The 18,812-nt window shown below is 52.7% G+C and carries 15 protein-coding genes and 1 riboswitch; of the genes, 9 read left to right on the plus strand and 6 right to left on the minus strand.

The genetic code is table 11. From position 1 onward, the window contains the following. Positions 1–40: 40 nt before the first annotated feature. Positions 41–227, minus strand: a riboswitch (cobalamin riboswitch). 115 nt (positions 228–342) lie between these two features. Next, positions 343–1,443 (plus strand): tRNA (uridine(54)-C5)-methyltransferase TrmA, encoded by a 1,101-nt coding sequence (gene trmA / locus SK34_RS22055; protein ID WP_003028866.1) that lies wholly within the window; start codon positions 343–345, stop codon positions 1,441–1,443. A gap of 82 nt (positions 1,444–1,525) precedes the next feature. On the opposite strand, the gene SK34_RS22060 is transcribed toward trmA, so the two are convergent. Continuing rightward, positions 1,526–1,885 (minus strand): YijD family membrane protein, encoded by a 360-nt coding sequence (locus SK34_RS22060; protein ID WP_003028863.1) that lies wholly within the window; start codon positions 1,883–1,885, stop codon positions 1,526–1,528. Positions 1,886–1,900: 15 nt separating this feature from the next. Further along, a complete protein-coding gene (gene fabR / locus SK34_RS22065) occupies positions 1,901–2,536 on the minus strand; it encodes an HTH-type transcriptional repressor FabR (protein ID WP_003028862.1) in 636 nt (211 codons plus the stop codon). A gap of 191 nt (positions 2,537–2,727) precedes the next feature. Between fabR and sthA the strand changes: the two genes are divergently transcribed. Then, the gene (gene sthA, locus SK34_RS22070) at positions 2,728–4,128 is read left to right on the plus strand and encodes a Si-specific NAD(P)(+) transhydrogenase (protein WP_003028860.1); all 1,401 of its coding nucleotides are present in this window, start codon (positions 2,728–2,730) and stop codon (positions 4,126–4,128) included. Here sthA and oxyR read toward each other — a convergent pair. From oxyR to argC, 4 genes are all read right to left on the minus strand, one after another. Beyond that, positions 4,111–5,028 (minus strand): DNA-binding transcriptional regulator OxyR, encoded by a 918-nt coding sequence (oxyR, locus tag SK34_RS22075; RefSeq protein WP_003028858.1) that lies wholly within the window; start codon positions 5,026–5,028, stop codon positions 4,111–4,113. The two genes, sthA and oxyR, sit on opposite strands and share 18 nt — an antisense overlap. Positions 5,029–5,291: 263 nt before the next feature. Continuing rightward, positions 5,292–6,665: an argininosuccinate lyase gene (argH, locus tag SK34_RS22080; protein WP_003028856.1), complete on the minus strand. Its 1,374-nt coding sequence runs from the start codon at positions 6,663–6,665 to the stop codon at positions 5,292–5,294. A gap of 108 nt (positions 6,666–6,773) precedes the next feature. Further along, positions 6,774–7,547 (minus strand): acetylglutamate kinase, encoded by a 774-nt coding sequence (gene argB / locus SK34_RS22085; RefSeq protein WP_048234189.1) that lies wholly within the window; start codon positions 7,545–7,547, stop codon positions 6,774–6,776. 9 nt (positions 7,548–7,556) lie between these two features. Next, positions 7,557–8,561: an N-acetyl-gamma-glutamyl-phosphate reductase gene (argC, locus tag SK34_RS22090; protein WP_048234190.1), complete on the minus strand. Its 1,005-nt coding sequence runs from the start codon at positions 8,559–8,561 to the stop codon at positions 7,557–7,559. Between the two features lie 155 nt (positions 8,562–8,716). Here argC and argE point away from each other — a divergent pair, with 155 nt between their 5' ends. The 7 genes from argE (at position 8,717) to SK34_RS22125 (ending at position 18,679) form a co-directional block, all read left to right on the plus strand. Beyond that, entirely contained in the window at positions 8,717–9,868 is a 1,152-nt protein-coding gene (argE, locus tag SK34_RS22095) for an acetylornithine deacetylase (protein ID WP_003028848.1), read from the plus strand. A gap of 269 nt (positions 9,869–10,137) precedes the next feature. Next, positions 10,138–12,789, plus strand: coding sequence for a phosphoenolpyruvate carboxylase (gene ppc, locus SK34_RS22100; protein ID WP_003840542.1), 2,652 nt, complete (start codon positions 10,138–10,140; stop codon positions 12,787–12,789). Between the two features lie 212 nt (positions 12,790–13,001). Beyond that, positions 13,002–14,735 carry a phosphoethanolamine transferase CptA gene (locus SK34_RS22105; RefSeq protein ID WP_048216979.1) on the plus strand — a complete coding sequence of 578 codons (1,734 nt, stop codon included), beginning with the start codon at positions 13,002–13,004 and terminating at the stop codon, positions 14,733–14,735. A gap of 151 nt (positions 14,736–14,886) precedes the next feature. After that, positions 14,887–15,738 (plus strand): AraC family transcriptional regulator, encoded by an 852-nt coding sequence (locus tag SK34_RS22110; protein ID WP_048234191.1) that lies wholly within the window; start codon positions 14,887–14,889, stop codon positions 15,736–15,738. 244 nt (positions 15,739–15,982) lie between these two features. Further along, positions 15,983–16,645, plus strand: coding sequence for a fructose-6-phosphate aldolase (fsa, locus tag SK34_RS22115; RefSeq protein ID WP_016151282.1), 663 nt, complete (start codon positions 15,983–15,985; stop codon positions 16,643–16,645). 12 nt (positions 16,646–16,657) lie between these two features. Next, entirely contained in the window at positions 16,658–17,761 is a 1,104-nt protein-coding gene (gene gldA / locus SK34_RS22120; protein WP_016151281.1) for a bifunctional L-1,2-propanediol dehydrogenase/glycerol dehydrogenase, read from the plus strand. A 171-nt stretch (positions 17,762–17,932) separates the two neighbouring features. Next, complete coding sequence (locus SK34_RS22125) at positions 17,933–18,679, plus strand: DeoR/GlpR family DNA-binding transcription regulator (protein ID WP_048234192.1); 747 nt, start codon at positions 17,933–17,935, stop codon at positions 18,677–18,679. Positions 18,680–18,812 lie beyond the last annotated feature (133 nt).

The following is an 18,812-nucleotide window of genomic DNA, read 5'->3' on the forward strand; positions in this document are numbered from 1 at the left end:
GATGCCGCAGGTCCCACCGATAGTACGCGATGATGAAAACCAGATGCGACGTTAGCCGGCAGGTCTTCGGGCTTGGAGGCGACTTAAAGAGACGATGACTTCCCGCGGCAATCCGCAGTGTCTGCACCAGGTGCGCTCATCTCTTACCTTCCTTACCGCTGCGCGTCAGCTCCAGATTTACACTGGATTCCCTTTTAACTCACAGGACCGGAAAACGGATGCTACAGTTTGTTACAACCTGGTGTCCAGACCGCGTATCACATTATCGGAAATCATCAATGACTGGACATCTGTTGAGCAATCCCTACAATCCCCGCGTACTTTTATTTTTCAGGACGCATCATGACCCCCGAACACCTTCCGACAGAACAGTACGACGCCCAGTTAGCTGAGAAAGTAGTGCGTCTGCAGAGCTTAATGACGCCATTTTATGCACAGGCTCCGGAAGTGTTTCGCTCACCGGTCAGCCATTACCGTATGCGCGCCGAATTCCGCCTGTGGCATGACGGTGATGACCTGTACCACATCATGTTCGACAGCCAGACCAAAAACCGTATTCGCGTCGACAGCTTCCCGGCTGCCAGCGAGCTCATCAACACGCTAATGACGGCAATGATCGACGGCGTTCGCAACAACCACGTCCTGCGCCACAAACTGTTTCAGATTGATTACCTCACAACCCTGAGCGATCAGGCGGTGGTTTCGATGCTGTACCATAAAAAGCTGGATGATGAATGGCGTAAGGAAGCCGAAGCGCTGCGAGATGCGCTGCGGGCGCAAAACCTGAACGTGCATTTGATTGGTCGGGCTACCAAAACCAAAATTGAGCTGGACCAGGACTACATTGACGAACGCTTGCCGGTTGCAGGTAAAGAGATTATCTACCGCCAGGTTGAGAACAGCTTCACCCAGCCAAACGCCGCCATGAATATTCAGATGTTAGAGTGGGCGATTGATGTCACCAGGGGCTCAAAAGGCGACCTGCTGGAGCTGTATTGCGGCAATGGCAATTTCTCGTTAGCCCTGGCGCAAAACTTCAACCGCGTACTGGCCACTGAAATCGCCAAACCGTCCGTGGCTGCTGCACAGTACAACATCGCGGCTAACCATATTGATAACGTACAAATTATCCGCATGGCGGCCGAAGAGTTTACACAGGCGATGAACGGTGTTCGCGAGTTCAACCGTTTGCAGGGAATCGATCTGAAGAGTTACCAGTGTGAAACTATCTTCGTTGACCCACCGCGCAGCGGTCTGGACAGCGAAACGGAGAAAATGGTGCAGGCGTATCCGCGCATTCTGTACATCTCCTGCAATCCGGAGACGCTGTGTAAGAACCTGGAAACGTTAAGCCAGACGCACAATGTTTCACGTCTGGCGCTATTCGATCAGTTCCCGTATACGCACCATATGGAGTGCGGAGTACTGTTAACGAAGAAGTAAGACTGAACGGAGGCCGGATAAGCACTATCGGTTCAGATTGCCGGATAGCGGCTTTGCCTTATCCGGCCTACAGCGACAACTGTTACTCCACAATTTCCTGTTTACGGTTACGCACTTTAAAGCCGATCCAGAACACCAGAATCACCGACAGCACCGCCGGGAAGAAGTTAGAGCCAATATCCGGATATTCAGCGCGTACCACGGTGCTGTACAGCAGAACACCGAGAATAAAACAGGCGGCGGCCAGGCCCGGCAATCCCACAGGCATGGTGCGGTTCTGATAGCGTTGATGCAGACAATAAACCGTCAGCACCAGCGAAATAATCGGGAATACGGAGAATGGCACAATGGAGCTAAACAGCGCCGCAAATGTACCATTGATCGATAAGCCAGCAACCAGCGCCAGCAGCAGCGTACCTTTATCTTGACCTGACTGTTTCATTGCTTGTCCTTCTCGTTACTCGGAGTGATGCGTCATCTTCTCTTGTTCACGGCGGTACCAATAAAATGCGCCTTTCGCGATCATGCGCAGTTGCAATACCAGCCGCTCTTCTAGCTGTCGACGCTGTTCAGCGCCAACATCCAGTGCTTCTGCCCCGGCGCTGAAAACAATGGTTACCATGGCTTCGGCTTGCGCTTCAGTAAACGCACGAGGCATATGGTTTTCGAGTTCCAGATAGTCCGCAAGTTCCGCAATGAAGTGCTGAATTTCACGTGCGACCGCTGCACGAAACGCTGCGGATGTCCCCGAACGCTCGCGCAATAATAAACGGAAGGCGTTGGGATTGTTGCCGATGAACTCCATAAATGTTGAGACCGAGGTGCGGATCACACTCCCGCCCTTCGCGATACGCTGCCGCGCCTGGCGCATCAATTGACGCAGCATCAGACCGCTTTCGTCCACCATCGTCAGGCCGAGTTCATCCACATCGCGGAAATGGCGATAAAACGAGGTTGGCGCAATGCCCGCTTCACGAGCAACTTCGCGTAAACTGAGGCTGGCAAAACTACGCTCAGCGCTCAGTTGACTAAATGCGGCTTCTACCAGCGAACGCCGGGTTTTTTCTTTTTGTTGCGCTCTAACGCCCATCACGATGTCTGAATCCTTCCACATACCTTGCTGGCACTATACCAGAGATTAGGCGGTTGGCATGGCTTTGTGAATGATTGTTTACGCGCAGTTTGTGCTTCGACTTCGCAAAAAAGCACAACGATAATTGGGTTATCCTGACAACGATGTTACTATTCTGTTGCTTTTATGTATAAGAACAGGTAAGCCTGACCATGTCACATTCCTACGATTACGATGCAATAGTAATAGGTTCCGGTCCCGGCGGCGAAGGCGCTGCAATGGGTCTGGTTAAGCAAGGAGCGCGCGTCGCGGTGATTGAGCGCTATCATAACGTCGGCGGAGGCTGTACCCACTGGGGCACCATCCCGTCGAAAGCCCTCCGCCACGCCGTCAGCCGCATTATTGAATTCAATCAGAACCCACTGTACAGCGACCACTCCCGACTCCTTCGTTCTTCTTTTGCCGATATTCTCAACCACGCTGATAACGTTATTAATCAGCAAACGCGTATGCGGCAAGGATTTTACGAGCGCAATCACTGCGAAATTTTGCAGGGGAATGCCCGTTTTGTTGATGAACACACGATCGCCCTGGAATGTCACGACGGTACGGTGGAAACACTGACTGCGGATAAGTTTGTTATTGCCTGCGGTTCGCGTCCTTATCGCCCTGTTGATGTTGACTTTTCGCATCCCCGGGTTTACGACAGCGACTCTATCCTGAGCCTGCACCACGAACCCCGCCATGTGCTGATTTATGGCGCGGGGGTCATTGGCTGTGAATATGCGTCGATCTTCCGTGGAATGGACGTCAAAGTTGATTTAATCAACACCCGCGATCGTCTGCTGGCATTCCTCGATCAAGAGATGTCCGACTCCCTCTCTTACCACTTCTGGAACAGCGGTGTGGTCATTCGCCACAACGAAGAGTATGAGAAGATTGAAGGCTGCGATGACGGCGTCATCATGCACCTGAAATCCGGTAAGAAACTGAAGGCAGACTGCCTGTTGTACGCCAATGGCCGTACCGGTAATACCGATTCGCTGGCGCTGGAAAACATTGGTCTGAAAACCGACAGCCGTGGGCAGCTCAAAGTGAATAGCATGTACCAGACGGCGCTGCCGCATGTGTATGCCGTAGGGGATGTGATCGGTTATCCGAGCCTGGCATCGGCGGCCTACGACCAGGGACGCATTGCCGCCCAGGCGTTGGTAAAAGGCGAAGCCACCGCGCATCTGATTGAAGATATCCCGACCGGGATTTATACCATTCCAGAAATCAGCTCCGTTGGTAAAACCGAACAGCAACTCACGGCAATGAAAGTTCCATACGAGGTTGGCCGCGCCCAGTTTAAGCATCTGGCACGTGCGCAAATCGTGGGTATGAGTGTCGGAACGCTGAAGATCCTGTTCCATCGCGAAACCAAAGAGATTCTGGGGATCCACTGCTTTGGGGAGCGCGCTGCCGAAATTATTCACATCGGACAAGCGATAATGGAGCAAAAAGGTGGTGGTAACACTATCGAGTACTTCGTTAACACCACCTTTAACTACCCAACCATGGCAGAAGCCTATCGGGTAGCAGCGCTAAATGGCTTAAACCGCCTGTTTTAACGCACTGTCGAAATGGCCATCCATTGATCCACGGATGGCCTCTGCCAACTGTTCATAACGGCTGCGCAGCGGCGAACCAGGGCGGTACACCAGACCAATCGTACGACGCGGTTCGGGTTTAATGCATGGCAGATAAACGACACCATCACGCTTACGCTCCGGCGGAACAGCCAGCGCAGGCAGTAAGGTAATACCGCTTCCTGCCGCCACCATGTTACGCAGCGTTTCCAGACTGGTTGCCCGAAAATGGGTATCTTCATCAGCACCCGCTTCAAAGCAGAAGCCCATTGCCTGATCGCGCAGGCAGTGGCCATCTTCCAGCATCAGCAGTTTTTCACCCGCCAGATCGGACATCGGTACACAGTCACGGTTTGCCCACGGATGATCTTCATAGATCGCCAGCAGCATAGGCTCATCAAATAGCGGTACTTCGATGAACGCCTCACTCTCTTTCACCAGCGCCAGAATGACGCAGTCGAGCTTGCCGCTATCCAGTTGCGCTAACAGCTGATGTGTCTGCGCTTCATGGAGATACATTTCCAGTTTTGGGAAGGTCTGGTGCAACATCGGAATAATATGCGGCAGCAGGTATGGCCCCACCGTTGGGATCAAACCAATATGCAGCGGGCCAGACATTGTCTCGCCTTGTTGGCTTGCCATCTCCTTGAGCACTTTGACCTCGCGCAGCACGGTGCGCGCCTGATCCACCAGCAGCAAACCAGCCTGGGTGAACAGCACCTTGCGACTCGTACGCTCCAACAACATGACGCCAAGCTCATCTTCCAGCTTGCGGATCTGCCCGCTCAGCGTTGGTTGGCTAACGTGACAGGAGTCTGCCGCTCGTCGGAAGTGACGATGTTCGGCTAGCGCTACCAGGTATTCAAGATCACGAATATTCATTATTCATCCTCCATCGCCACGATAGTTCGTAGCGATAGGTAGCATAGCAACGAACGATTATCCCTATCAAGCTTTCTGTTTAATAATGCACCACAGAAACGGAACGGTACCCCTTTAACCCTTGAAGCTACTGTCCGTTTTGAGAGTTTCTCTCATACTCGAAATAACTAAAGCCAACGTGAACTTTTGCGGACCTTGTGTCCGCATTTTTTTTGCATAAAAAAGCCCGGCGTGACGCCAGGCTCGAATGATTACCCATCAATTTATGCCAGACGCGCCTTCGCGTAGTCGATCGCCTGTGCAACCTGCTGGGGTGACACGCCGCCTTTCGCCGCACGCTTGTCCAGGCACGATTGCAACGAGAGGATCGGGTAAACGTCATCGCCAATCACCTGGCTAAACTTTTGTAAGTCAGCAAGCGACAGCGCCTCCAGCGGTTTGCCCTGTCGAATCGCCTCGACCACCGTTTCACCTACGATATGGTGCGCTTCGCGGAACGGGACACCTTTCGCCACCAGATAATCCGCCAGTTCAGTGGCGTTAGCATAGCCCTGCTGCGCCGCTTCCTGACAACGCGGACGTTTCACCTGGATACCATCCAGCACCAGCGCGGCCATATGCAGACAGTCCAGCCAGGTGTCGAGCGCGTCGAACAGCCCTTCTTTGTCTTCCTGCATATCTTTGTTGTATGCCAGCGGGAGGCCTTTTAACGTCATCATCATGCCGGTCAACGCACCCTGCACGCGACCGCATTTGCCACGGATCAGCTCCAGCGCATCCGGATTTTTCTTCTGCGGCATCAGAGATGAACCCGAAGTCACGCGATCAGACAGCTCGACAAAGCCCGCTTCGCCGGTGTTAAAGAAAATCAGGTCTTCAGCAAAACGCGACAGGTGTACCATGCCGATAGAGGCGTCTGAGAGTAACTCCAGCACGTGGTCACGGTCAGAAACGCTGTCCAGACTGTTGCGCGTAGCCGAGGCAAAGCCCAACCAACCCGCCAGCTGCTCGCGATCGATTTCATACGCCGTACCCGCCAGCGCGCCGCAGCCTAACGGACTGACGTCCAGGCGTTTGAGCGCATCCTGCAGGCGGCTCTCGTCACGCGCCAACATTTCAACATAGGCCAGACACCAGTGAGCAAACGTCACCGGCTGCGCACGTTGCAGGTGGGTGTAACCCGGCATGACGGCGTCCTGGTTATTCTCCGCCGTCACCACCAGCGCAGTTTGCAACTGACGATTGGCCGATAGTAATTCGATAACCGTGTCTTTGCACCACAGCTTGAGATCGGTCGCGACCTGGTCGTTACGGCTACGTCCGGTATGCAGTTTTTTACCAAGCTGGCCGACTTTATCAATCAGCTTACCTTCCACCCAACTGTGAATATCTTCGGCATCGCTTTGCAGAATCTGCTGAGGATTCGCGCGAACCTCTTCCAGCAGATTATTCAGCGCTTCTTCCAACCGCAGCTGTTCATCAGCAGTCAGTACACCGACCGTTACCAACGCTTTGGACCAGGCCACAGAGCCAACAATATCCTGTTCTGCCAGGCGGTAGTCAAAACGCAACGAGTCGTTGAACTGTTTGAACCGCTGATCTGCTGCCTGTGTAAAACGCCCACCCCAAAGTGCCATAACGAATTTCCTTAATATGATATTTTTGCCCGGTGGCGCTGCGCTTACCGGGCCTACAAAACCCACGTAGGCCGGATAAGGCGAAGCCGCCATCCGGCACATTAGTAGTTAAGCCAGAATACGCGTACCAATTGGCGTGCCGTTAAACAGCGCCGGGAGTTGCTCTGCATGACGCCAGGAGGCGATATCCACCGGACGACCCAGCGTACGCGCGGCATCCAGCGCCGCATTCACCTTCACGATCATGCCATCGGTAATAATGCCCTGTTCAATCAGCTGTTCCGCTTTCGCTGCAGTCATTTCGGCAATACGCTGGCCTTTGCCATCCAGAATACCGCTTACATCAGAGAGCAGGATCAGATCCGCACCCAGCGTTGCCGCCAGCGCCGTTGCCGCCTGATCGGCATTCACGTTCATCAGCAGCCCATCATCAGTGACGCCAATAGAGCTCACTACCGGCAGAAAACCGCTTTCCAGCAGCTTGTTAATCAGCTTAGGCGAACCCGGCTGCGCCAGTCCAACATGACCCAGTTCTTTATCGAGCGGCGTCACTTTTACGCTGTCGCCATCGCCAAGATACAGACCCACAGACGCGATGTGATGCTTTTTCGCCCAAGCCAGCAAGGTTTTATTCGCCGTTCCCGCCAGGGCACCGGTAATAATGTCAATTTGATCGGCAGGCGTGACGCGCAGACCATTTTTCTTTTTCACCGGCAGATTCAGCTGCTTCATCAGCTCGTCGACCACGCAGCCGCCACCATGCACAATGACCAGCGGACGCTGGTGCGACTCACGATAATTCACCAGTGCGGTAAACAAGCGCTCCAGCGCCTCTTCGCTATCCAGTAAAACGCCGCCCAACTTGATAATTAATGGATTCATTGTTGCACCCTAAATAAGAGACTGCGTTTGGGCAAAGCCAAAACGAATATTTGCGCACTGCATCGCCTGTGCCGCCGCGCCTTTCAATAAGTTGTCTTCCGTCGCCACGACGATCAGGTGTTCACCCTGTACGGCAAACCCGATATCGCAGAACGGTAATCCAACCACATTCTTCAGCGCCGGAACCCCTTTGTCATACAGACGCACCAGCGGTTTATCGCCATACGCCTGTTGCAGCGCCTGAGCCACCTGAGCATGGGTTACGCCCGCCTTAAGGCGGCAAGTGATAGTTTCCAGAATTCCGCGCGGGAAGTTACCCAGATGCGGGGTGAAAATCACTTCTGTCCCCAGATGAGTGGCGATTTCCGGCTGATGACGATGGGTAAACACGCCATACGGCTGCAGGCTCACCTCACAAAAGCTGTTGGAGATAGCCGCTTTACGCCCCGCACCGCTCACGCCGCTGGTCGCATTAATTACCGGCCACTGGCTGAGATCCAGCAGCCCGGCATCAATCAACGGTTTCAGCGAAAGCTGCGCCGCCGTCGGGTAACAACCTGGCACAGCAATCAGATTCGCTTCTTTCAGTTTGTCCGCGTTCCACTCCGCCAGCCCATAAACGGCCTGCTCCAGCAGCTCAGGATGCTGATGCGTAAAGCCATAATATTTTTCATAGAACGTGCCGTCGTTTACGCGAAACGCGCCCGAAAGGTCAAACACCACGCAACCGGCCTGCAAAAACTGCGGAGCCAGGTCATGACTCACCTCATGAGCCGTTGCGAGGAACACAACATCCACCCCTGCGCTAAACTCGCTGATATCTGACATTGGCTGCAACGGTAAATCGACAATGCCTTTCAACTGCGGATGCAAATCGGAGATTAATTTTCCTGCATCATTGCTTTGCGCTGAGACGGTCAAAGCGGTTATGGTCATATCAGGATGGCGATTTACATAGGTCACAAGCTCTGCGCCGGCATAGCCACTGGCGCCCACAATCAGCGTATTCAACATCGGGGCAGCTCACCTTCTTAGATTCTGTTGCCAGGTATAAGCCTTTATCACCTCACCTTACACTTGGTGGGTTTTATTACGCTCAACGTTAATGTATTTTTATTCACAAATACTGCATGAATATTGATACTATCATGACCCGAGGTGTGTCAACAATGAAAAACAATTTACCGCCATTTATCGAGATTTACCGCGCTCTGATTGCCACGCCATCGATCAGTGCCACCGAAGAAGCGCTCGATCAAAGCAATGCAGGTTTAATCACTCTGCTGGCGGGCTGGTTTAAAGATTTAGGCTTCAATGTGGAGGTCCAACCGGTTCCCGATACGCGAAATAAATTCAATATGCTGGCGAGCATTGGACAGGGCGCTGGCGGCCTGTTGTTGGCGGGCCATACCGATACCGTACCCTTTGACGACGGACGCTGGACACGCGATCCGTTCACTCTAACCGAGCATGACAATAAGCTGTATGGTTTGGGTACGGCGGATATGAAAGGCTTCTTCGCCTTTATCCTCGACGCGTTGCGTGATGTCGACGTCACGAAACTGAAAAAACCCCTGTACATTCTGGCCACTGCTGACGAAGAGACCAGCATGGCGGGAGCTCGCTACTTCTCTGAAACTACCGCTCTGCGCCCGGACTGCGCGATCATTGGCGAACCCACATCCCTGCAACCGGTGCGCGCGCACAAAGGCCATATCTCTAATGCGATACGCATTCTGGGACAGTCGGGTCATTCAAGCGATCCGGCGCGTGGCGTTAATGCGATTGAACTGATGCATGATGCCATCGGCCATATCATGCATCTGCGCGATGACCTGAAAGCGCGCTATCACCATGATGCCTTTACCGTCCCGTATCCAACGTTAAATTTGGGCCACATCCACGGCGGTGACGCCGCCAACCGAATCTGCGCCTGCTGCGAATTGCATATGGATATTCGCCCGCTACCGGGTATGACGCTAAACGATCTCAATGGGTTACTTAACGAAGCGCTGGCCCCTGTCAGCGAACGTTGGCCGGGTCGCCTGACCGTATCGGAACTGCATCCGCCGATTCCCGGCTATGAGTGCCCACCTGACCATCAACTGGTAGAGGTGGTTGAGAAACTGCTGGGCGCACAGACTGAAGTGGTGAACTATTGCACCGAAGCGCCGTTTATCCAGACGCTTTGCCCAACGCTGGTATTGGGTCCAGGCTCCATTAATCAGGCGCATCAGCCGGATGAGTATCTGGAAACGCGCTTTATTAAGCCAACCCGCGAATTAATCACCCAGGTTGTGCACCATTTCTGCTGGCATTAACTGCTTGTCACCCCGCTAATCCTTTAGTGTTAAGCGGGGCGATTTTTTAACATTTCCATAAGCAACGCTTATTTGATTGGATGTGAATTAAATAACGTAAATTCACGGCATTTATTCGTTTGCTGAACCGATTTCGCAGCAATTGACGTCACGTGTTTTACGTGGCTTTATAAAAGACGGCTAAAAAGTTAAGTCCGCAAGATTTTGCGTGATAGTCAGGCGCGAAAGATACAGGACATATTCAAAATAGATGGGGTGTCTGGGTTAATATGAACGAACAATATTCCGCGTTGCGTAGTAATGTCAGTATGCTCGGCAAAGTGCTGGGAGAGACCATCAAGGATGCGTTGGGAGAGAACATTCTTGATCGCGTAGAAACAATTCGAAAGCTGTCCAAATCATCTCGCGCTGGCAATGAAATTAATCGCCAGGAATTGCTCACCACACTGCAAAATCTGTCTAACGACGAGCTGCTGCCGGTTGCCCGCGCATTTAGCCAGTTCCTGAACCTGGCCAACACCGCCGAGCAGCACCACAGCATTTCGCCAAAAGGCGAAGCAGCCAGCAACCCGGAAGTGATTGCTCGCACTCTGCGTAAACTGAAAGAGCAGCCCAACCTCAATGACGCCACCATCAAGAAAGCCGTAGAATCACTCTCTCTGGAGCTGGTACTCACCGCCCACCCGACCGAGATCACTCGTCGTACGCTGATCCATAAAATGGGTGAAGTGAACGCCTGCCTCAAGCAGCTTGATAACAAAGACCTCGTCGATTATGAACGCAACCAACTGATGCGCCGTCTGCGTCAGCTCATTGCTCAGTCCTGGCATACGGATGAAATCCGCAAACTGCGCCCAAGCCCGGTTGATGAAGCCAAATGGGGATTCGCGGTTGTTGAAAACAGCCTGTGGGAAGGTGTGCCGAACTACCTGCGCGAGCTGAATGAACAACTGGAAGAGCATCTTGGATATAAGCTGCCGGTTGATTTTGTCCCGGTTCGATTTACCTCCTGGATGGGCGGCGACCGTGACGGCAACCCGAACGTAACGGCGGATATCACCCGTCACGTGCTATTGCTCAGCCGCTGGAAAGCGACAGACCTGTTCCTGAAAGACATCCAGTTTCTGATTTCTGAGCTGTCGATGGTGGATGCTACACCGGAGCTGATGGCGCTGGTAGGTGAAGAAGGCGCAGCTGAACCATACCGCTATCTGATGAAAACCCTGCGTTCACGTCTGATGGCGACCCAGGCCTGGCTTGAAGCTCGTCTGAAAGGCGAGAAATTGCCGAAACCTGCGGGACTTCTCACCCAAAACGAACAGCTCTGGGACCCGCTTTACGCGTGCTACCAGTCTCTACAGGCCTGTGGTATGGGCATCATCGCCAATGGCGAATTGCTCGACACCCTGCGCCGCGTGAAGTGTTTCGGCGTACCGCTGGTGCGTATTGATATTCGTCAGGAAAGCACCCGTCATACTGAAGCCTTGGGCGAACTGACTCGTTATCTGGGCATTGGCGACTACGAAAACTGGTCGGAAGCAGATAAACAGGCTTTCCTGATCCGCGAACTGAATTCCAAGCGTCCGCTCCTGCCGCGTAACTGGGAGCCGAGCAATGACACCCGTGAAGTGCTCGACACCTGTCAGGTCATTGCCGAAGCCCCGTATGGCTCCATTGCCGCCTATGTTATCTCGATGGCGAAAACGCCGTCGGATGTGCTGGCCGTGCATCTGCTGCTGAAAGAAGCCGGAATTGGTTTTGCTATGCCGGTCGCTCCGCTATTTGAAACGCTGGACGACCTCAACAATGCCGATGACGTCATGTCCCAGCTTCTGAATATCGACTGGTACCGCGGCTTTATTCAGGGCAAACAGATGGTCATGATTGGCTACTCTGATTCCGCAAAAGACGCGGGCGTGATGGCAGCGTCCTGGGCGCAATACCAGGCTCAGGACGCGCTGATCAAAACCTGCGAAAAAGCCGGTATCGAACTGACGCTGTTCCACGGTCGCGGCGGATCCATTGGTCGCGGCGGCGCGCCTGCGCATGCGGCGCTGCTCTCTCAACCACCAGGCAGCCTGAAAGGCGGTCTGCGCGTGACAGAACAAGGGGAGATGATCCGCTTTAAGTACGGCCTGCCGGAAGTGACCATCAGCAGCCTGTCGCTGTATACCGGAGCAATTCTGGAGGCCAACCTGTTACCACCGCCAGAACCGAAGGATAACTGGCGTCATATCATGGATGAGCTTTCCGATATTTCCTGCGAGCTATACCGTGGATATGTTCGTGAAAACAAAGACTTCGTCCCTTATTTCCGCTCAGCTACACCGGAGCAGGAACTGGGTAAATTGCCGCTCGGTTCACGTCCGGCAAAACGCCGTCCGACCGGCGGCGTTGAGTCTCTGCGTGCTATACCGTGGATCTTTGCCTGGACGCAGAACCGTCTGATGCTCCCGGCCTGGCTTGGTGCTGGTACCGCGCTGCAAAAAGTGGTTGAAGATGGTAAGCAAAGCGAACTCGAAGCGATGTGCCGCGACTGGCCATTCTTCTCCACACGCCTTGGCATGCTGGAAATGGTTTTCGCGAAAGCAGACCTGTGGCTGGCAGAGTATTACGATCAGCGCCTGGTCAAAAAAGAGCTGTGGCCGCTGGGTGAAGAGCTACGCCAACGCCTGGCAGCAGATATCGATGTCGTACTGGCGATTGCCAACGACTCACATTTGATGGCCGACCTGCCGTGGATTGCCGAGTCCATTCAGTTAAGGAATGTTTATACTGACCCGCTGAACGTCTTACAGGCAGAATTGTTACACCGCTCACGCCAGGCCGAAGAGCAAGGCCATGAACCGGATCCACGCGTTGAACAAGCGCTGATGGTGACTATCGCTGGTGTTGCAGCCGGTATGCGCAATACAGGCTAACGCCCCCTCCCGCTGTCGCCTTCGTGCTATTGTACGAAGGCGACAGTAAAAACAGCTGTTACAACCACTTCATTTTCAATATATTCCCGCCTGAACATATTCACTACGTGAATATTACAACAGCAAAACACGATCCTGAGATCGTGATGCTTCAGTTCCTCTTAATGTTTAGTCGCTACTCTTGGCGCTACGATTAAAGACAGGCTCACATTATGCAATCCTTACAACTCCAGTCTAAACCCGCCTTTAGCTGGAAAGCCCTGGGTTGGGCGCTCCTCTATTTTTGGTTTTTTTCCTCATTACTTCAGGCCGTTATCTATTTTAGCGGCTATAGCGGATCTACCGGCCTACGCGACTCCCTGCTGTTCAGCTCGCTGTGGTTGATCCCGGTATTCTTATTTCCAAACCGTATCCGCATTATTGCTGCCGTCATTGGCGTAATTCTATGGGCGGCCTCGCTGGCAGCTCTGAGCTATTACGTCATTTACGGGCAAGAGTTCTCGCAAAGCGTTCTGTACGTAATGTTTGAAACCAATGCGAACGAAGCCAGCGAGTACCTGAGTCAATACTTCAGCCTGAAGATCGTCTTAATTGCGCTGGCATATACAGCAATGGCAATTCTGCTATGGACACGTCTGCGTCCGGTACATATTCCATCACCCTGGCGCTATCTGGTGTCGTTTGCACTGTTATACGGATTGATTCTGCATCCGATGACAGTGAACACATTTATCAAACATAAGCCGTTTGAAAAAACGTTGGATGGGCTCGCTTCACGTATGGAGCCCGCCGCGCCGTGGCAATTCATCTCCGGGTATTATCAATATCGTCAGCAGTTGACCTCGCTCAATAGCCTGCTGAATGAGAACAATGCCCTGCCGCCGCTGGCTAACTTTAAAGACAGCTCAGGTGACGCACCGCGTACATTGGTGCTGGTGATTGGCGAATCAACGCAACGTGGCCGCATGAGCCTGTATGGCTACCCGCGTGAAACGACGCCAGAACTGGATGCGCTGCATAAATCCGATCCTAACTTCACCGTATTCAATAATGTCGTGACTTCCCGTCCGTACACCATTGAAATCCTGCAGCAGGCGCTGACCTTCGCTAACGAGAAGAACCCGGATCTGTATCTGACTCAGCCGTCCCTGATGAACATGATGAAACAGGCGGGTTATAAAACCTTCTGGATCACTAATCAGCAGACGATGACCGCCCGCAACACCATGCTGACGGTGTTCTCTAAGCAGACGGATAAACAGTTCTATATGAACCAGCAGCGTACGCAAAGTGCGCGCGAATATGACAGCAACGTGCTGGCGCCATTTAAAGAAGTACTGGCCGACCCGGCACCGAAAAAGTTCATCATCGTGCATCTGCTGGGTACGCATATTAAGTACAAATTCCGCTATCCGGATGGCCAGGGTAAGTTTGACAATAATATCGACCATGTTCCCGCAGGTCTGAGTAACGATGAGTTGGAAGCCTACAACGATTACGACAGCGCGAATGTTTACAACGATCATATTATTGCCAGCCTGATCAAAGACTATAAAGCGACCGATCCGAACGGCTTCCTGCTGTACTTCTCCGATCATGGCGAAGAGGTTTACGATACGCCACCGCACAAAACGCAGGGTCGTAATGAAGACAACCCAACGCGCCATATGTACACGGTGCCGTTCCTGTTGTGGACTTCGGAAAAATGGCAGGCCGCGCACCCGCGTGACTTCTCACAGGATGTGAATCGTAAATACAGCAGCTCAGAGCTTATCCACACATGGTCTGACTTAGCGGGCTTCACCTACGATGGCTTCGATCCAACTCGCGCCATTACCAATCCGCAGTTCAAAGAGACAACCCGCTGGATTGGCAATCCGTACAAGAAAAATGCCCTGATAGATTACGATTCCCTGCCTTACGGCGATCAAATCGGTAATCAATAACCGTCTGCCGGATGCGCTACGCTTATCCGGCCTACAGCTCGCAAAGACTTGTAGGCCGGATATGGCATTAGCCGCCATCCGGCAATAATCACTTGAGGGCGATTGTTTTCAACGTTACTGTTTCCCTGTCTGCTGCCTGCAAGGGATTAACATGTATCACGACGTCAGCCATCTTCTCTCCCGCCTGATTAACGGCCCCACGCCGCTGCGGCAGATTTATTTCGCCAGCACCAATAGCACAACGCCGGAACTGGCGTATCAGGTCGATTTTCCCCGGCTGGAAATTGTGCTGGAAGGTGAATTTGCGGATTCTGGCATCGATAAGGTGCTTAACCCCGGCGATGTCTTGTTTGTTCCGGCTGGCGGCTGGAATATTCCGCAGTGGGTCACACCGGTCACGACACTCAGCATTCTGTTCGGCAAACAACAACTGGGTTTCAGCGTCGTGCAGTGGGACGGCAAGCAATATCAAAACCTTACCCACCAGCACGTCGCTCGGCGTGGGCCGCGTATTGGCTCTTTTCTGCTGCAAACGCTCCATGAGATGCAAATGCAGCCGCAGGAGCAGCAAACGGCCAGGCTAATCGTTGCGAGCTTGCTGAGCCACTGTCGCGATCTGCTCGGCAGCCAGATCCAAACCGCATCACGTAGTCAGGCGCTTTTCGACGCCATTCGCGGCTATATTGACGAACGCTACGCTTCGCCACTCACCCGTGAATCCGTCGCACAGGCGTTTTACATTTCACCTAATTACCTCTCCCACCTGTTTCAAAAAACGGGCGCTATCGGTTTTAACGAATACCTGAACCACACGCGACTGGAACACGCAAAAACGCTGTTAAAGGGTTACGAGCTGAAGATCAAAGACGTGGCGCACACCTGTGGGTTTATTGACAGCAACTACTTCTGCCGCCTGTTTCGCAAGAATACTGAACGTTCGCCGTCAGAGTATCGTCGGCAGTATCACAGCCAGTTGACGGAGAAAAAAACTGACCAGTTATAATCGCATACTGGGACAGAAAACGGAGACAAAGGTAATATTTACTGGATTTTTGTATTATCAAAAAACATATACCATCACATATCACTTACATGTGAGGTATCTCTCACTTTTATAGACATATTACATTTATCCAGCTTTTGACAGATTTGTCAGATAGCACCGCGTGACGAAACACTCTTATCCTGTGCATAGCAAAGCAACCCGGCAACGGGCAGCTAACGGAAAACGTAGAGGGTGTTTTTGTATGGAACTTTATCTTGATACCGCCAACGTCGCGGAAGTCGAACGTCTGGCCCGCATCTTCCCTATCGCGGGCGTCACCACCAACCCAAGCATTGTGGCAGCAAGCAAAGAATCCATCTGGGATGTGCTGCCACGCCTGCAGAACGCCATTGGCAAAGAGGGCATTCTGTTTGCCCAGACCATGAGCCGGGATGCGCAGGGCATGGTGGAAGAAGCTAAACGCCTGAGCAATGCGGTGCCCGGTCTGGTAGTGAAAATCCCGGTGACATCCGAAGGTCTGGCCGCGATCAAGATGCTGAAAAAAGAGGGTATCACCACGCTGGGAACCGCCGTTTACAGTGCTTCTCAGGGGCTACTGGCTGCGCTGGCAGGAGCGAAATATATCGCGCCTTACGTTAACCGTATCGACGCGCAGGGCGGCGACGGGATTCGCACAGTACAGGAACTGCAAACATTGCTGGAACTGCATGCACCGAACAGCATGGTACTGGCGGCCAGCTTTAAAACTCCACGTCAGGCGCTGGATTGCTTGCTGGCAGGATGTGAAGCAATCACCCTGCCATTAGACGTAGCGCAACAAATGCTCAATACCCCTGCGGTAGAGTCAGCAATAGAGAAGTTTGAGCAGGACTGGAACAACGCATTTGGTCACATCAACCTGTGAGGGAAATAAAGTATGGATCGCATTATTCAATCACCTGGTAAGTACATCCAGGGTGCCGATGTTATTACCCGTCTTGGCAGCTACCTCAAACCACTGGCAGAGCGCTGGCTGGTCGTTGGAGACAAGTTTGTCTTAGGCTTTGCCCAGGGGGCACTGGAAAAAAGCTTCCAGGATGCCGGACTGGCGCTGGAAATTGCACCGTTTGGCGGCGAATGTTCACAAAACGAAATCGACCGTCTGCGCGTCGTAGCGGAAAAAGCGCAGTGTGCGGCAGTACTTGGTATTGGTGGCGGTAAAACGCTGGATACCGCCAAAGCGCTGGCGCACTTTATGGGCGTGCCTGTCGCCATTGCGCCAACCATCGCCTCTACCGATGCGCCGTGCAGCGCGCTGTCCGTCATTTACACCGATGCCGGTGAATTCGATCGCTATCTGCTGCTGCCTAATAACCCGGACAGGGTCATTGTTGATACCAAAATTGTCGCGGGCGCACCGGCGCGTCTGTTAGCTGCGGGTATTGGCGATGCGCTGGCGACCTGGTTCGAAGCGCGTGCCTGTTCACGCAGCGGCGCAACCACCATGGCGGGCGGTCAGTGTACTCAGGCGGCGCTGGCGCTGGCAGAGCTGTGCTTTAATACGCTGATCGAAGAAGGTGAAAAAGCGATGCTGGCTGCAGAGCAGCACGTGGTTACACCAGCACTGGAGCGCATTATTGAAGCCAACACCTATCTGAGTGGCGTCGGTTTTGAAAGCGGTGGTCTGGCAGCGGCTCACGCCATTCATAACGGTCTGACCGCAATCCCGGATGCACATCATTATTACCACGGCGAGAAAGTGGCTTTCGGTACGCTGACGCAGTTGGTGCTGGAAAACGCGCCGGTCGATGAAATTGAAACCGTTGCCGCGCTGTGCCATTCCGTTGGCTTGCCGATTACCCTGGCGCAACTGGATATCAAACAGGATATTCAGGCGAAAATGCGCATTGTGGCTGAGGCAGCCTGTGCCGAAGGCGAAACCATCCACAACATGCCTGGCGGCGCAACGCCGGACCAGGTGTATGCCGCCCTGCTTGTGGCTGACCAGTACGGTCAACGTTACCTGCAAGAGTGGGAATAAAAGCTGTTTGCCGGATGAGTAAGATGTTTTAGCGTTGCCATCCGGCAGTTTTGTTCCTGCCGCTATGTTCTTTTATGTTCTTTTCATCGCATGTTGCCAGCATGAGATGTGTGTTTTATAGTGCGCTTTTCCTTCAAACGAAGCGTGACTATGCAATCATCAGACAGAAGAATGAGCATTTACGCCATTCTGCAGCAGGACAAGAAAGTCGTCGTTAACGAACTCGCAGAAAAATTTGGCGTCACCAAGATGACCATTCGCCGCGACCTCTCCTTCTTTGAAAAACAAGGGATTGTCAAAACAACCTACGGCGGCGCTTACCTGACCAGCGGTGCCAGCGTAGAGCCCAGCTTCCAGCTAAAATCCGTGCAAATGGTCGATGATAAGCATCTGATAGGCCAGAAAGCCGCCGAACTGGTCGAAGACGGCGACACGATTATTATAGATTGCGGCACCACGCTGCTGGCCTTTGCACAATTCCTGTTTGATAAAAAAATCATGGTGATCACCAACTCTATTCCAGTGGTTAACCTGCTTAAAGGAAGGCGGGGGATAAAACTGATTGTTGCGCCTGGCGAATATGAAGATGATACGCAGGGGATGATTTCATCCTGCACGTCTAATTTTTTCAATAATATTCATGCCGATAAGGTCTTCCTCAGCACCCAGGGCATCAACGAAGCTGGCGAGCTCACCGTTCCCAAACTGCCGGATGCTCACGTCAAACAAGCTTTGCTACGCGCCGGACGACAAAAAATTCTGCTGGCAGATAAAAGCAAGTTTGGGCAGACATTTCTTGCCGGGCATGGTCGTATTGCTGATTTTAACTACATCATCAGTCAAAGCGGTGTACCCGATACCCTTACCGCACAACTTAACGGACATGTTCAGCTACTGTTAGCTGATACCCCTTCCTGAGTTCCCCCCCTCTTAAACGCACATCTTTCTGTGCGTTTCTGTCCTCTTTAAATGTTCTTTTTATATTTTTATGTGATCAAAGGAACAAAATAGATCATAAGCAGATTGACAATCGAACACCTCAGGCGTGGAA

Source organism: Citrobacter sp. MGH104 (assembly GCF_001034485.1).
GTDB lineage: Bacteria > Pseudomonadota > Gammaproteobacteria > Enterobacterales > Enterobacteriaceae > Citrobacter > Citrobacter freundii.

Coding starts and splice junctions, on each gene's coding strand:
- trmA (WP_003028866.1), top strand. CDS start 343: ATGACCCCCGAACACCTTCCGACAGAACAGTACGACGCCCAGTTAGCT.
- SK34_RS22060 (WP_003028863.1), bottom strand. CDS start 1,885: ATGAAACAGTCAGGTCAAGATAAAGGTACGCTGCTGCTGGCGCTGGTT.
- sthA (WP_003028860.1), top strand. CDS start 2,728: ATGTCACATTCCTACGATTACGATGCAATAGTAATAGGTTCCGGTCCC.
- oxyR (WP_003028858.1), bottom strand. CDS start 5,028: ATGAATATTCGTGATCTTGAATACCTGGTAGCGCTAGCCGAACATCGT.
- argH (WP_003028856.1), bottom strand. CDS start 6,665: ATGGCACTTTGGGGTGGGCGTTTTACACAGGCAGCAGATCAGCGGTTC.
- argB (WP_048234189.1), bottom strand. CDS start 7,547: ATGAATCCATTAATTATCAAGTTGGGCGGCGTTTTACTGGATAGCGAA.
- argC (WP_048234190.1), bottom strand. CDS start 8,561: ATGTTGAATACGCTGATTGTGGGCGCCAGTGGCTATGCCGGCGCAGAG.
- argE (WP_003028848.1), top strand. CDS start 8,717: ATGAAAAACAATTTACCGCCATTTATCGAGATTTACCGCGCTCTGATT.
- ppc (WP_003840542.1), top strand. CDS start 10,138: ATGAACGAACAATATTCCGCGTTGCGTAGTAATGTCAGTATGCTCGGC.
- SK34_RS22105 (WP_048216979.1), top strand. CDS start 13,002: ATGCAATCCTTACAACTCCAGTCTAAACCCGCCTTTAGCTGGAAAGCC.
- SK34_RS22110 (WP_048234191.1), top strand. CDS start 14,887: ATGTATCACGACGTCAGCCATCTTCTCTCCCGCCTGATTAACGGCCCC.
- fsa (WP_016151282.1), top strand. CDS start 15,983: ATGGAACTTTATCTTGATACCGCCAACGTCGCGGAAGTCGAACGTCTG.
- gldA (WP_016151281.1), top strand. CDS start 16,658: ATGGATCGCATTATTCAATCACCTGGTAAGTACATCCAGGGTGCCGAT.
- SK34_RS22125 (WP_048234192.1), top strand. CDS start 17,933: ATGAGCATTTACGCCATTCTGCAGCAGGACAAGAAAGTCGTCGTTAAC.